Source organism: Terrabacter sp. Ter38, assembly GCF_024519435.1.
In the GTDB taxonomy this organism is placed as follows: Bacteria; Actinomycetota; Actinomycetes; order Actinomycetales; family Dermatophilaceae; genus Terrabacter.
This window is the reverse complement of the sequence record NZ_JALJRZ010000001.1, coordinates 35,841-48,280: the sequence shown is the minus strand read 5'-3', so window position 1 is coordinate 48,280 and position 12,440 is coordinate 35,841. Positions and strand designations below refer to the sequence as shown.

General features: G+C 65.0%; 12 protein-coding genes, 2 pseudogenes and 1 riboswitch. Of the genes and pseudogenes, 10 read left to right on the top strand and 4 right to left on the bottom strand.

Features of this window, described 5'->3' with window-relative positions:
- Window positions 1-40 precede the first annotated feature (40 nt).
- Both NR112_RS00205 and NR112_RS00200 read right to left on the bottom strand, forming a co-directional pair.
- A complete protein-coding gene (locus NR112_RS00205; RefSeq protein ID WP_256791982.1) occupies window positions 41-715 on the bottom strand; it encodes a HEPN domain-containing protein in 675 nt (224 codons plus the stop codon).
- Window positions 712-1,782, bottom strand: coding sequence for a DUF262 domain-containing protein (locus tag NR112_RS00200; RefSeq protein WP_256791981.1), 1,071 nt, complete (start codon window positions 1,780-1,782; stop codon window positions 712-714). Before NR112_RS00200 ends, NR112_RS00205 begins: the two co-directional genes overlap by 4 nt.
- A 184-nt stretch (window positions 1,783-1,966) precedes the next feature.
- Here NR112_RS00200 and NR112_RS00195 point away from each other — a divergent pair.
- From NR112_RS00195 to NR112_RS00165, 8 genes and pseudogenes are all read left to right on the top strand, one after another.
- Window positions 1,967-2,134, top strand: a pseudogene (locus NR112_RS00195) (ATPase, T2SS/T4P/T4SS family); the annotation flags it as partial.
- 129 nt (window positions 2,135-2,263) lie between these two features.
- Window positions 2,264-2,470 carry a hypothetical protein gene (locus NR112_RS00190; protein WP_256791980.1) on the top strand — a complete coding sequence of 69 codons (207 nt, stop codon included), beginning with the start codon at window positions 2,264-2,266 and terminating at the stop codon, window positions 2,468-2,470.
- The gene (locus NR112_RS00185) at window positions 2,470-2,877 is read left to right on the top strand and encodes a hypothetical protein (RefSeq protein WP_256791979.1); all 408 of its coding nucleotides are present in this window, start codon (window positions 2,470-2,472) and stop codon (window positions 2,875-2,877) included. The genes NR112_RS00190 and NR112_RS00185 overlap by 1 nt, the downstream gene beginning before the upstream one ends.
- Before the next feature lie 247 nt (window positions 2,878-3,124).
- Window positions 3,125-3,421 carry a hypothetical protein gene (locus NR112_RS00180; RefSeq protein WP_256791978.1) on the top strand — a complete coding sequence of 99 codons (297 nt, stop codon included), beginning with the start codon at window positions 3,125-3,127 and terminating at the stop codon, window positions 3,419-3,421.
- 63 nt (window positions 3,422-3,484) lie between these two features.
- Window positions 3,485-4,798, top strand: a complete 1,314-nt coding sequence (locus tag NR112_RS00175) for a hypothetical protein (protein WP_256791977.1) — start codon at window positions 3,485-3,487, stop codon at window positions 4,796-4,798.
- Window positions 4,799-5,055: 257 nt separating this feature from the next.
- The gene (locus tag NR112_RS23135; RefSeq protein WP_374510812.1) at window positions 5,056-6,030 is read left to right on the top strand and encodes a DUF6308 family protein; all 975 of its coding nucleotides are present in this window, start codon (window positions 5,056-5,058) and stop codon (window positions 6,028-6,030) included.
- Window positions 6,019-6,119, top strand: a riboswitch (SAM riboswitch). (Overlaps the previous gene by 12 nt.)
- A 166-nt stretch (window positions 6,120-6,285) precedes the next feature.
- Window positions 6,286-7,818, top strand: coding sequence for a zinc-ribbon domain-containing protein (locus tag NR112_RS00170; protein ID WP_256791976.1), 1,533 nt, complete (start codon window positions 6,286-6,288; stop codon window positions 7,816-7,818).
- Between the two features lie 146 nt (window positions 7,819-7,964).
- The gene (locus NR112_RS00165) at window positions 7,965-8,336 is read left to right on the top strand and encodes a hypothetical protein (protein WP_256791975.1); all 372 of its coding nucleotides are present in this window, start codon (window positions 7,965-7,967) and stop codon (window positions 8,334-8,336) included.
- A gap of 398 nt (window positions 8,337-8,734) precedes the next feature.
- On the opposite strand, the pseudogene NR112_RS00160 reads toward NR112_RS00165, so the two are convergent.
- Window positions 8,735-9,139, bottom strand: a pseudogene (locus NR112_RS00160) (IS3 family transposase); the annotation flags it as partial.
- Window positions 9,140-9,211: 72 nt separating this feature from the next.
- On the opposite strand from NR112_RS00160, the gene NR112_RS00155 reads away from it, so the two are divergent.
- Window positions 9,212-10,429 carry a hypothetical protein gene (locus NR112_RS00155; protein ID WP_256791974.1) on the top strand — a complete coding sequence of 406 codons (1,218 nt, stop codon included), beginning with the start codon at window positions 9,212-9,214 and terminating at the stop codon, window positions 10,427-10,429.
- 609 nt (window positions 10,430-11,038) lie between these two features.
- On the opposite strand, the gene NR112_RS22355 is transcribed toward NR112_RS00155, so the two are convergent.
- Entirely contained in the window at window positions 11,039-11,356 is a 318-nt protein-coding gene (locus tag NR112_RS22355; RefSeq protein ID WP_306216573.1) for a hypothetical protein, read from the bottom strand.
- Between the two features lie 230 nt (window positions 11,357-11,586).
- Here NR112_RS22355 and NR112_RS00145 point away from each other — a divergent pair, with 230 nt between their 5' ends.
- Window positions 11,587-12,393, top strand: coding sequence for a hypothetical protein (locus tag NR112_RS00145; protein WP_256791973.1), 807 nt, complete (start codon window positions 11,587-11,589; stop codon window positions 12,391-12,393).
- Window positions 12,394-12,440 lie beyond the last annotated feature (47 nt).

Below are 12,440 nucleotides of genomic sequence, written 5' to 3'. Positions count from 1 at the left end.
AGTAGAGTTGATGAGCCGGGCGACTTCGGTTCGCTGACTGTCAAGGCACTCGGAAGAAGTCCCTAGTTGATGCGGCGGACTCAATGTGCTGCAAGAAGATTGTCCAATCGCCGCGCCATTGATCGACGAGAGCGCGCATCTCTTGTTCCGTATAGAGGCGTCCTACTTCGCCAGGCGTGCGAGCGCCATGAGCCACGTCGTTTCGTTGACTAACAACTCCGTCGAGTGCCTGCCAAGTGTGGCGAAGAATGGATGGAGGATTAGAAATGTCGAACACCTCGCACCACAGTGCTACTTGGCTAGATTTCATAAATGATCCGTCATCTGGAAATGCGGCACTATTGATCCGGCAGTCGGACTGACCCGATCGGAACGTGTCAATTAGTTCTGGGAGGCTGTCCGAAAATAGCTTCTTGGTGCCCTTTGCGAGAGTGCCCTTAGTCGCATTGAGCAGCGCGAATGTCATGATACCGGGCTGAAGCCTCTTCGTTGACACATTGCATCTAATGGCTGCTTCCAGCAAGGTGCGCGTCAGCGACTTCAGGAGGTTCTCGTAAGCTGCAAACAACATTACGACCACAAGGCCGCGTGCTTCGCGAGCGACCGGCCCTGGCAATTGTGAACTCTTAGGGTCCGGGTGTGTCTGATCGAGAAGCAGAACGGCTGCGTCCATGCGATCGTTCAGTTCGTCGATGTGGGTAGCGACGCTGATCATGACCCGGACAGGAAGTGATCACGGCAGAGTTCTATGCGCCCGGTGACGCGTGACCGATTGTTAGTCGCGCCCGTCGTCACTGCGCGCATTGCATCGGACCTCACCCAGTCGAGCGAGTTTGGCACGTCCAATTGGGGATTCTGTTTAAGGGCCAGCGCGGCCCCGACCGAGATTCCCTCGTAGAGATTGACCGCTGTGGTTCCCTTTCGTGACTTCAATCCTTCGGGAAATGCGGCAGCCAGATACCTGAATGTCTGTGAGAAGAGCGCGACTCGGGTCTCAGCCTTGGCGGTCCTCGAATTAGCCTCACAGTAGTCGTTAAGGAAGTCTTTGACGGAGTGGTCGAACTGTTTGTACCGGTCATGGAAGGCGAAGAATCGTAGAACATACTCCTCCGCTGTTCCATCCTGCATGTTCGTCTTCGGGAGACGGACGACCGTGCGGAAGTTCGCATCTTTGGCTAAATGGCTTAGCAGATTGACGAATTCACCCATAAACACGCATTCGCGAACCTCTTGGTCCGTTAGGCGTATCCCACCCGTATTTAGGCGTTCGAACAAGTCAAAGCGCACCTGCAGGTCGCTCTTATCGTTGAGGACCGTGACCCGAAGAGGGCGATCCTCAAGGCCGGTCCGCAGGTCAGGCGGCAGGGTGTTGAAAGCCTGGCCATGTAGCCGCGTGAGCTTCTCAAGGCCCACCAATTCAAGAGGTTTCTTGTCCTTGTCAAACCTGACAACACCGCGCACCTCGCTGTCGCCGATGAAGTTGACCAAGGTCAGAAGTCGCTGAAGTCCGTCAACGACTTCCCACCGAGTGCCTTGGCTGGCGTCCACATTGGTGGCCATGAACAAGGGAGGAACTGGGATGCCGAGGAGAAGGGACTCGACGAGGCGGGATTGTCGAGTTTCATCCCATCGAAACTGTCGCTGGTAAGCCGGTGCGATCTCGATTCGCCCACGGGAGACGCGACGAACCAACTCATCGACGGTGATGTCGTAGGAGTCGAAGTCTACTTTTCGCCTTTGCTGCGCGAGCTGCAGCCGCTGGGCGTTCGGATCGGAGGACATGCCTGAACGGTATCGGCCCAGAGCCCGAAGGTCCGTTGGCGGCGTCGGGCAAGTGTGAACGTGTCGCGCCACCCGAGCGGTCGAGCGAGATGCGGCAGTAGACGGCTGCCGTGGTGACGGTCGTGCGGGGTTCCTTCGTCCTGAGGTCGACGCCTCCACCTCAAACTAGTGCAGAAACTGAGACTTCAGGCTGAAGATCCCATGGCGCGACGTGGCGGCCATGCAGTGCCGGCAACCGAGCCTCGAGGGCATGGGCGAGGTGCCGCTTCGTCGCCTCGTCAAGGAGGCGCTGCGCATGCGGCCGTCGCGGATCATCGTCGGGGAGGTGCGCCAGGAGGAGAGCCTCGACCTGTCGATGGTCGCCTAGTTGAACAGCGGACTCTAGGTCTTCGGCAGGAGCGTCGTCTGATCAGAGATGCGATTCCTTGCGCGGTGCTGAACCTCCGGCGCTCCTGCTTCAGCACCTACCAAGGAGACCGGAATGTCACGCGTCCAGTATCTGGGTGCGATGCAGCCGAAGTCAGTCAACCTCGCTGCCGTGGAGTCGGCGAACCTCCTCGTTGCCGACTCGCTCGGCGACGCCGAGGACGCGGTGGTCGCACTCGTCCAGCGCGAGCAGGCACGCGGAACTCTCTACGAGAAGCCGGAGCAGGACCTGGCCGCCAAGTCCGAGATCGAGGGCGAGTGATGAGCGACTTCCACCCCAGCGATGTCCTTGCAGTCATCGAGCAGCAGCGCGCACAGGCAGCGGCGGAGGAGTTCGTCGCGCAGGAGAAGCAGCACGACCGTCAGGTCGCCGCCGAGAGGCTTCAGGACCAGGCGGCGCAGACCTCGTGGAGGCTCGCTGATGAGGCGGAAGACCTGCGTGGGGAGGCGTCGCAGATCGCGGACGAGGTTCGTCTGATCGCTCGTGAGGCCAAGGCCGGCCGCATCACGAAGGACGAAGCCGTGAAGCGCCTGACGGCAGCGCGTGAGCGGTACAACGGCATCGTCGGCGCGTACAAGAGTCTCGCGTCGCAGGCGACTGCCAACCAGGCCGTGCTGGCCGACCCGAGAGCAGCGTGGACGAGCTGCACCGCAAGTACCCCGCGCTGAGGCGGTGATGGGGGTGGCGGGCAACGAGGTCGTGACATATCTCAGCGAGGAGTGGTTCGCGCTCCGCCCACACGCCGTCCGGTGCAAGGCAATGCGCTCGGACAAGTCCGGCAGTGTCGTCACCTGGCCATCGACGGCGCGGTCGTCTGCCAGACGCATGGCGGTGCAGCGCCGGGGGGTCAAGCGTCGTGCGGCCGAGCGGATCGTCATGGCTGCTGACGACGCGGCGTCGCGACTCATCCAGTGGATGAACGACGACAAGGTGCAGACTCAGGGGCGGCGCAAGATCGCCGAGACGCTGCTGGACAGGGCGGGCATCTCGGCGGGCAAGGGCGCGGACGTCACGGTCACCCACCGGTTCGAGCAGACCATGCAGGACATCGTCATCGACCTCGACGGTCCAGACGACGTCGAGGACGCAGAGGTACTTGGCCGTCTGGCGGCCCGCAGCTGCCCCTCCGTCCGACTCACGCCCCCGCCGTCGGCGCCCTCCTGGACCTGTTTGGTTCGCAGCGAACGGCACGGTTCCCCTGCCAGCGGGTAGCCGCGCGAGCGAGCATGGAGTGAAGCGCCCCGAGGCGCGCCCGCTCCCGCGGGCAGGAGGCGCATGGTGGAAGAGCCCAGCTTCATCGAGGCACTGGCCGGACGCCTCGGCGGCCGAGAGGCAGCCGAGGCCATGTGTGGCGCGTTCGCCGAGGTAGTCCTCGGGGAGGTCGCCCGGGGTGGCCGCGTCGCAGTCGCGGGGTTCGGCGTCTTCGACGCCGGCACTCCCAAGGCGACCAAGAATGGCATCGTCCGGCTGCGATTCCGCCCCGGCATACGTTTCCGGACAATGGTCGACGAGACTCCCGCACAGGGCACAGCGACCGAGGCGGCGCATCCAGTCAGGCCACAGCGGGGCAGTCCGGGTAGGGCGCCAGCCAATCGGAGGCCACCCGCCCCGGGCGCTGTCAGGTCCAAGCCGGGGAAGGTCTTGGCCTTTCGCCACTACGAGGCGCCACCGGGGGTGTCGCTGTCGGCGATCCTCCCTGCAGGGTCGCCGCGATGTGGCATCTACGTCCTCCACTTCGATGACGGCTACCGGTACGTCGGCCAGGCCCGAGACGTGTTGACCCGGTTCGCGTCCCATCGTCGCCACTGGGTTGGGCGGGTCGCCGGGTTGGACTTCGCGCCCGCGGCGCCGAGCGAGCTGGACGACCTGGAACGTCGCACCATCCAGCGCCTCGAGCGGGATGGCGTGGGCCCGTACAACTCGGCCCTTGTGGGGCTTCCGATGGGTGAGAGCACGTTGGACGTGGTGGTCGACCGAGTCGAACAAGAGCGGTGGCTCGATGGGGCCATTGACGGTGAGTACGACCTTCGCGACAGGGTCGCAGCCGCGGTTGCGCACCCCCGGGCGGGTGGGAAGTTCGAGGCACTGCGGGCCAGGGCGGACTACCCGGAGCTCCGTCTCGCGCTGCTCGTGTACTTGCTCAGTGTGGTCCCGTGGCCGCACGAAACGGAGCGCCGCTTCTGGTCGATCACCTCGATGCCCAGCACGAACCAGTCCCGCACGCAGCGCCGGTTGAGCACCATCAGCGTCAACAACGTCGAGACGCTCGTCGTAGCGGAGGCGCTTGGGCCGGACGGGTGGGTCATGAACGGCTTCGTCAACGTCTCACCCGGGAAGCTCATGAGGCACCCTCAGGACGGGGGTCCGTTGAAGCAAGGTCACTACCGGACTGTCGGCGACGTCGATTCGATCTACTTCGTCGGCGCCGCGGGTCTCATTGACCTGCTGCAGCGACCTGACGTGGTGGAACCCGCCCGCCGGCTTACACTCGGACTCATGCGCAAGGGCCGGGGAATGATGGCGAAGTACCACGACGACAACCTCGCCAACGACCTCTTTGCGCTGCTCGCCGAGCTCGATCCTGACTAGGTTCGCAACCGACAGTCGAGCCAGTGCTGGCACGTTCACCGTGCCGACCAAAGCCGTGAGCCGTAAGGCCCCTTCCGGTGATTGCCACAACTGGCCTGCAGCACGGTCTCCGCGGTAGCGGCGAGAGGTGACTCCTGCTGGAAAAGTGCTTTCCTTTCCTGTCTCTCCCCACCAACGCCGATTTCGGCCAGACGGCGCAAGGATCGAGCGCACGCCTGTGCGCGGGCGTCACGCTCCACGGCGCTACTGTCCGGACCATGACACGGCACACAGGGGAGATCCGGGTAGGTCGAGTGGTCGTCCCGGTTGAAAGGGCCTCGGCCTGGGTCCGCGACTACACTAACGCTGCAGCGAATGCCGTCAGCGAGCACCCGTACGCCTTCCCCGCGTACGACTGCTTCGACGGCGACACCCGGGAACCGGGCCGGCTCACGGACGGGGACTTGCTCGCACCCGGGCTGTTGAACGTGCCCGTCAAGATCAGGTCCTTCTACGGACTCCAGCGCGTGCGAGCTCGGCTGGAAGAAGCATTAAGAAACCCCATCCTTGGGAAACCGTTGGCCGATGTGCGGCATCCCGCTGACCTTCGACCTGCCGTGCGTGCGCTGTACGAGGTGCTGGACGACCCCACCACGCGCCCTTGGGGCGTCGGCGCGACCACCCTGTCCAAGGTGCTCCACCGCAAGCGACCGCACTCCGTCGTGCTCCATGACCGGTGGGTGCATGCCTGCTACGTCGGCGACGGAGCCCCAGTCCCACACGCACGCGACCGCACCCAGGCGGACTACATGGTCCTGCTCACGGAAGCCATCCGCGACGACATCACGAGCCAACCGGAAGCGTTCGGCGTCCTCAGGGCTGCGGCCGGGGGCCAGGTGCGCCTCAGTGACGTACGCCTTCTTGACATCCTCGCCTGGAACTCCAAGGGCGACGATCGCGTCCTGGGACCAGGTGAGTCTCGCTCCGACGGCGAAGGATCGACGGCTAGGCCCCCACCCCGGGACTCACGTCGGGGCCCGCGTCCGGGACTCCGTCACCGCAGGCGCGAGACTGCTGGAAGCAGAGGCGTGGAGCAGGCGGTGCTCCCTGCAGGCGAGAGCGGTCACGAGTGGCCGTGGCAAACGTCGACGAGCTTTCTGGAAGACGTTCTCGAGACCCATTACCGATGCGATCGGTGTGTCTGTCCACCCAGCTTCCGGGCGGGCGCTATCCTCTTTCTGGCTCACGAATGACAGCGACAAGCCCTGGCTAGCTGTCTGGCAACCTCCTCCGCGGAGGTGCCCCAGGTGACGAGCCGGTCATCCCATGACAACAGCGGATCTCCAGGGCGTGTGCTCATCGGGGTCCGACGGACCCCGAAGGAGTTTGCCTTGCCCTACAGCGATCCCCACCTGCCCGAGCCGCCCCGCCGCATGCAGCCGCTATCTTTGCCGTACGGGATCGGGGACCGAGCTGCTCGCGTCCGCATGCGTTGTGAGCAAGCAGCCATGTGGAACGGCGAGAACCGCGACTGGCAGGACGCGGTCGAGCGCCGGGGGGCTGAGCTCCGGACTGAGCAGGCCCGGCGCAGGGCCTTCTGGGCCGACTGGAAGGCGCAGCAGACGTTGGCGTGGGCTCAGCGACCTGCACGTCGGGGGACAACGGTCGCTGACCTCCCGCTCCTGCTCGAGCAGTGGGCGAGCCCGGGCAGAGCCCCGGCGTCGGTGTCGGCGTGCAAGAACGAACGGTACGAGTGGTCGTGTCCGTTGGAGCGCGAGCACGTCTGGTCCGCGACGGTCAAGGACCGGGCACAAAAGGGCTCCGCCTGTCCCTCCTGCCTACGGGTGGGGGCCCTCTCCGACGTCCCCGCGCTCGCTGGACAGTTGGCCGACCCCCGCGACGCGGGGCGAGCGCTTGGTTCCAACGAGCTGATCCTGTGGCGTCACCACACGTGGGCCGTGAACCCCGAGGACGGGCAATGGGTCCCATGGGCGCACGAGTTCACCGCCACCCCGAAAGACCGCTTCACACAAGCGCACGCCTGCCGTGTATGCGCCGGCTACCTCGTCGACGCCAGCACCAGCCTGCAAAGGTGGCACCCCTCGATCGCCGCCGAGCTCGTCGGCCCCGACCCCAACCTGCTGTCGTGCACGGACGCCCGGGCCGACCGCGTATGGCGGTGCCCCGACGGCCACGAGTACCCGGCCACGACCAACAACCGCGTCTACGGGACTGGCTGCCCCTGGTGCACATCGACAACATCACGCGCCCAGGCCCGTCTGGCTGCCGAACTCTCACACGTGGTGGGCATTCGCTACCCGAGTGCTCGCGACCCCCGACTCCCAGACGGCGTCCCCGACTTAGGGTCGATGCGCGTGCCTGCGCCAGAGGCGATGGCGACCCAATACCCCCGCCGGTACGCCTTCGAGGAGGTCGACATCCTCGTCGACCTGCCCAGTGGCTGCGTGGGCATCGAGTACGACGGCGAGGCCTACCACGGCACCATGTTCCGGGACCGGCGCCCAGAGGAGGAACGGAAAGAGGCCGTGCTGGGGCACCTTGGGATCCCGCTGGTTCGAGTGCGTGAGGGGAAGCTCCCCGCGATCAACGGGCCTTCCGTCGTATCAGTCCCGTCCTCCACCCGAACGCACCCATTCGACCTCACCGTCGCCGTCCTCGAGGCGATCGAGCACCTGGTGGGGGAGGAGGTTGCAGGCCTCGCCGACTACCGGGCAGCCGGCCTACCAGTAGGGGCTGCTGATGCCGAGCAGTACCTACAAGCAATCCGAAACACCAAGAAGCCGAGGCAGAAGCCCGAGCGCAGGCCGAGGCAGCCGAGGCGCCCGAAGGACCCCCTCCCGGTTGGGGGCAGGCAGGGGAAGCTTGTGGTTATCTCCGGCCCCACCCAGCAGGTTGGGCGGGAAGGGAAGGCAGACGCCTGGGTCTACGTCGTGCGCTGCGACTGCGGAACTGAACGCGCCCTCGGGCACTGGTACCTGCGCCACCAGAACCAGCAAACGTGCGGTTCCTGCCGAGCCTAGGCGCAATGAGCAGCGTTAGCTGGCCCCGACGCTCGCGCACCTTGACGCCGCCGAGCCCACCTGCCCCAGAAGGACTAGCATGCCCGGACACAGAATCGCGGAGCCTTCGCGGCGGTCGGCCCAAGGTGGCAAGGAAATGAGGAATCATGGAGGCCGGCACCGGGGATGACCCAGCGCGAGACATGGAGATGCCGACGAAGGAGGCCGCGGCTTACCTATCGGGCCCAGCGGGATCTACCCTCAGCGCGAAGTTCGTCAGGGACCTTCGTTACTTGGACATGGGCCCGGTGGTGGAGAAGCGCGGCAGCCGGCTGGTCTACCGCAAGGCAGCGCTCGACGCTTTCCTTCGCGAGCATGGTACGGACCCTCAGGTCTGGGTACAGGGCGTGTGGATGAAGGTGTCTGAGCAGTTGCGATGGATAGCGGAAGCCTCCGGGGACAAGGGCTTTGACCAACTGATCGACAAGGTGGACAAGCGTGGCCCCCAGGATGGCTGGGACCCTGACCAAGCGCGATAGCAGGAACCGTTCGGTGAGCCAGCGTCACGTCATGTCCGGGCTGTAATCGGCTTGGGAGCTCAGCGGGTACCCGCGCGCAGTCCAGAGAGTCCCACGAGGAGCGGTAGGCCACGGACCGCGACGGCGTCCCAATGCGGCGAGAGGAGGCTGCCACGCTAACGGCCTCGAAGCGAGGCATGGCCCACCGCGGTTGGTGCGCCATCCGGCATCGATCTCGGGGAGCCGTACCTTCTTTAGTCGGCGATTGACCCGTCAGGCACACTTCTGGCGTGAGCTCGACGCATGTAGGCATAGTCCGCGGCACAATTCACGCTGCTCGACGGCCAGTCGTGGTGTCATAGCTGCCTGGACTCAAGGGGGTCTGCTGCACGAACGGGTGACAGTTTCGGTTAGGCCACCTAGGTGGCGGTTGTCGTCATGACCAAGTCGTATTCGACCGGGGTCAACCGCCCGAGACGGGGCTGTCTCCAACGGCGGTGGTAGGTGCGTTCGATCCAGGTAACGATCGCGATCCGCAACTGCTCGCCGGTCGCCCAGGCCCGACGGTTCAGGACGTTCTTCTGCAGCAGCGCGAAGAACGACTCCATGGCCGCGTTGTCGCCAGCCGCCCCGACGCGGCCCATCGAGCCGACCATGCCGTGACGGTGGAGCTGGTGGACGAGCTTCCTGGAACGGAACTGCGACCCGCGGTCGGTGCGTAGGACGCAGCCGGTCACGTCGGCGCCGTCAGCGTGGCGGCGGGCGACGGCGTTGTTCAGGGCCGCGACGGCGAGGGAGTACTTCATCCGTGAGTCGATGGAGAAGCGTCACGGGGCGCCAAGGACTAGCGCCCTGCCAACGCCGTCGCCGAGCAGTTGCCTGCTAGCCTCCGCAGCATGTCGGAATCAGGGGACTCCGCAGTCAACGATGACCTCTCGGCCACTGAGGTAGACGGGGGCGGCTCCGACGCGCCCGGTGACGATGAGTGGTACGCAGAGCTCAAGCTTGAGGGGGAGCGGTTCAACGCGCGTGGGCTGCCCAGCGAATCGGCCGTGGAGGTTGACTATTACCGTGATGCTCTTTTTGAGGTCGCGAGGCAGATCTACCTTGACCGGCATCCCGACAAGTCGAATGCTCCGGGAGGCTTCAACGAGGCCTTCGACCTCCGGCTCGTCAGAGTCGATCGGGGCAGCGCTCGAACGCGCGTGCGGCTGAATCGCGGTGACCGGTTCCAGTCCGCCAGCTACGACGAGTGGTTCGCCATTTACGAGGAGGCGGCCGACTCGTTTCAACAGCTCATGGCCTCGGTCAAGTCGGACCGGATCGTTCCTGCGGGGGTCACCCCTCGTCAACGCCGGACATTCCGCAAGATCGGGTCCACGCTCAAGGCGGACGAAACGGTCACCGTCGGTTCGACTGACGGCACTGCAGTCGCCGAGCTCGACGAGTCCGTCCGAGTCACTCTTGCCGCTATAGATGAGGTTGTCGCACCGACACCGGAGGCTGTGTCGGTGGTCGGCGTCATAGTCGAATTCGACAGCGTTGCGCAGACGTTCCAGCTGAGGCGTGACATCGATGATGGGCGTGTGCGATGCCACTTTGGCTCATACATTCCCGGACTTGCCAAGACAGTTCGTCGGGTCATGGCCGAAGATGGAGTGACCGCTCCGGACGTCAGCGTCACGGGCTTGGGCACGCCACAGGACGACGGCACGATCTCCGTATTAGCGGACGTGTCGGAGATCGAAATTGTCCGACCTTGGACGGAGAAACGGTTGTTCCGAAAGCTTGCCGCGATTGCGGCCCTAGAGCCGGACTGGCTTGGGCCGGGTAGTCAAGCTGTGCCCGAGGACGTCATCCGTCACTTCGAGGAAGTCGTCACCGCACTGTCCTTAGTCGATGTCCACGTCGGGGTCGCGGCGACAGCGGACGGCCATCTGGCGTTGGAGTGGAAGCGCGAAGCTGTCGAGTTCCTAGCCGAGATCGAGCCAGCCGACCGACTCTACCTTTGCGTCGACGATCGTGGATCGGGCGAGCTACTCGACGCCGAGCTCGACTGGGATGCAGCAGTAATCACTAACTTTGCGCAGGGGGACACGAGCTATGTCAGGTAGCCATGCGAAGCCGCCACTGAAGCTGGACGACCTGGATGAGGTGTTGCTCCGACAGATCCATCCGGTCCACCTCGACGAGGAAACCGTCGTGCAGAGTGTCGCGTTCACACCAAGCCGTAATCACCACGGGCTGCTCTCAACGCTTCGCGAGCGTGTCGGGCCTGACGAAGCCTGCCGTCGCCATAAAGATGCGGGGCTGGCATCCGCTGGTACATGGGGCGTCTCTGTCGCCGAAGCTGACGAGAGCTCGCTGCCCTGCCTCGACGATGAGCACCTGCCCGATTCTCCCCCCGACCATGCCTCAATCGACTTCTCGGCGCTGAGTCGCAAGGGTGCAGTTCGAGCTGCAAAGCTCCTACGCGACGCCGCAATAGCTCGTGGTTGCCTTCATCAGGCAGAGGACGCTGGCTAGTCATTCCCCGGGGACTTGCGGCTTATGCCGCGATCTTGAGCTCGAAGACCTCCTCGCGCGTGATCGCGCGTTCGCGTGGTGGGACATGAGCTGCGAGGCAGGTGAGGGGCGTTGTCTTCCCGGCCTGCAGTCCGCCGGCCACCAGGACGTGAGCCCGCTGCCCACCGCCGCATCGAGGAAGGTCGCGGCCAGCCTCATCATCGTGCCGAGACGCACGAGGTCCTCGAGATGGTCCGTGTCACGACGAACCTGCGGATGTTGACTGGCCAGTGTGCGAGCCTGATGTGGGAAATGACGACATGCCACCGGGAGCCGTCAGGCAGGGGTGCCTCGACGAACGGGCTGCTCAGATAGACCCGGCGTCCACTGCTCTTCAGCATGCGTTCGACGAGGTCGCGCACGTCGTCGGCGGTGAGTGTGGTCCGTCTGAGCCCGGCGATCCCATCGTGAGGCACGAGGATCTTCCCGGGCTCCCCGCTCGAGTTGATCAGTCTCGTCTGCTCGGGGAGTTGCACCTACTTCATCTGGCGGCAGCCCCGTTCGGACACGCCCTTGCTGGGCGACATGAGCCGCGCGCAATAACTTCCTTGGATTCTTGGGGGACGTTGCATCGTCGCAGTTCAGGAGGATGTACCCCCGGTGCCGGTAACAAGTACCCCGTCTCGGATCCGCAATTTGGGTGACGTCAACGGGGACGTCTGAGAGCGACCTTCCTGCCGTGTCTACACGGCGGAAGGAGTTCATGATGAGTGTCGCGACGCAGCTGGGTCTGGGTGACCCGGAGAGTCATGCGCTAGCCACGGCCAGGTCCCGGTGGCCCGTCTGGGTGTCGGTCCGTCCGGTGCTGGGTGTGGTGGATGACCTGCTGGAGCTGCCGGCGTGGTTGCGGCGGGCCGAGCGCGATGACGCCGACAAGGTCCTGTTGGCGTTGGCGGAGCTGTCCTCGCCGGAGGGTGGTGATGACGTTGCCGCGACCGGGGCTCTGGCGTGGGTCCTGCTGCCCGGGGTGAGTCTGCTGGCGTCCCGGATGTTCACGCTTGCCCCGCGGATCGACCAGATGCTGGCGGCCGCGTTGTGGATGGAGGCGCGGACCTTCCGGTGGCAGCGGGGGCATCGGGTCGCGGCGAACATCTTGATGAACACCCGCAAGGCCGTGATGCGAGACCTCGGCGTTGGGGTGGCGGCGGATCCGACATGGTCGCGGACCATCCCCGTCGCGCCGTCCGAGAGGATCTGGGAGTTCATACCGGCGGAGTCCTGCAACGTTTCCGAGACCTCGGTGCAAGAGATGCTGGTCGAGCTGCTGGACTCGGCGTGCGCTGCCGGCGTCATCACCGACGATGACCGGTTCCTGCTGGTTGACGTGGCGCAGACCGCCGACCGGCAGCAGACCGTGAGGTCGGGGCGTGGCCACGCGGGGCTGCTCGGCAACGACGTCTCGGCCGAGGTCGCCAAGCGGCAGGGAGTCGCCGCCATCACCGTGCGCCGGCGCACGAGCCGAGCCATCCGAGCACTGCGTGGGGGCGTCACGGCAGTGAGGGTCCCGGCGTGACCGGTGACCGCCTGCCGGAACGCGCGGGCTTTAGGCGGCGAGGTGAT

Excerpts from the sequence above, each read along its gene's own strand:
- NR112_RS00205 (WP_256791982.1), bottom strand. The coding sequence starts at position 715 with ATGATCAGCGTCGCTACCCACATCGACGAACTGAACGATCGCATGGAC.
- NR112_RS00200 (WP_256791981.1), bottom strand. The coding sequence starts at position 1,782 with ATGTCCTCCGATCCGAACGCCCAGCGGCTGCAGCTCGCGCAGCAAAGG.
- NR112_RS00190 (WP_256791980.1), top strand. The coding sequence starts at position 2,264 with ATGTCACGCGTCCAGTATCTGGGTGCGATGCAGCCGAAGTCAGTCAAC.
- NR112_RS00185 (WP_256791979.1), top strand. The coding sequence starts at position 2,470 with ATGAGCGACTTCCACCCCAGCGATGTCCTTGCAGTCATCGAGCAGCAG.
- NR112_RS00180 (WP_256791978.1), top strand. The coding sequence starts at position 3,125 with ATGAACGACGACAAGGTGCAGACTCAGGGGCGGCGCAAGATCGCCGAG.
- NR112_RS00175 (WP_256791977.1), top strand. The coding sequence starts at position 3,485 with ATGGTGGAAGAGCCCAGCTTCATCGAGGCACTGGCCGGACGCCTCGGC.
- NR112_RS23135 (WP_374510812.1), top strand. The coding sequence starts at position 5,056 with ATGACACGGCACACAGGGGAGATCCGGGTAGGTCGAGTGGTCGTCCCG.
- NR112_RS00170 (WP_256791976.1), top strand. The coding sequence starts at position 6,286 with ATGTGGAACGGCGAGAACCGCGACTGGCAGGACGCGGTCGAGCGCCGG.
- NR112_RS00165 (WP_256791975.1), top strand. The coding sequence starts at position 7,965 with ATGGAGGCCGGCACCGGGGATGACCCAGCGCGAGACATGGAGATGCCG.
- NR112_RS00155 (WP_256791974.1), top strand. The coding sequence starts at position 9,212 with ATGTCGGAATCAGGGGACTCCGCAGTCAACGATGACCTCTCGGCCACT.
- NR112_RS00145 (WP_256791973.1), top strand. The coding sequence starts at position 11,587 with ATGAGTGTCGCGACGCAGCTGGGTCTGGGTGACCCGGAGAGTCATGCG.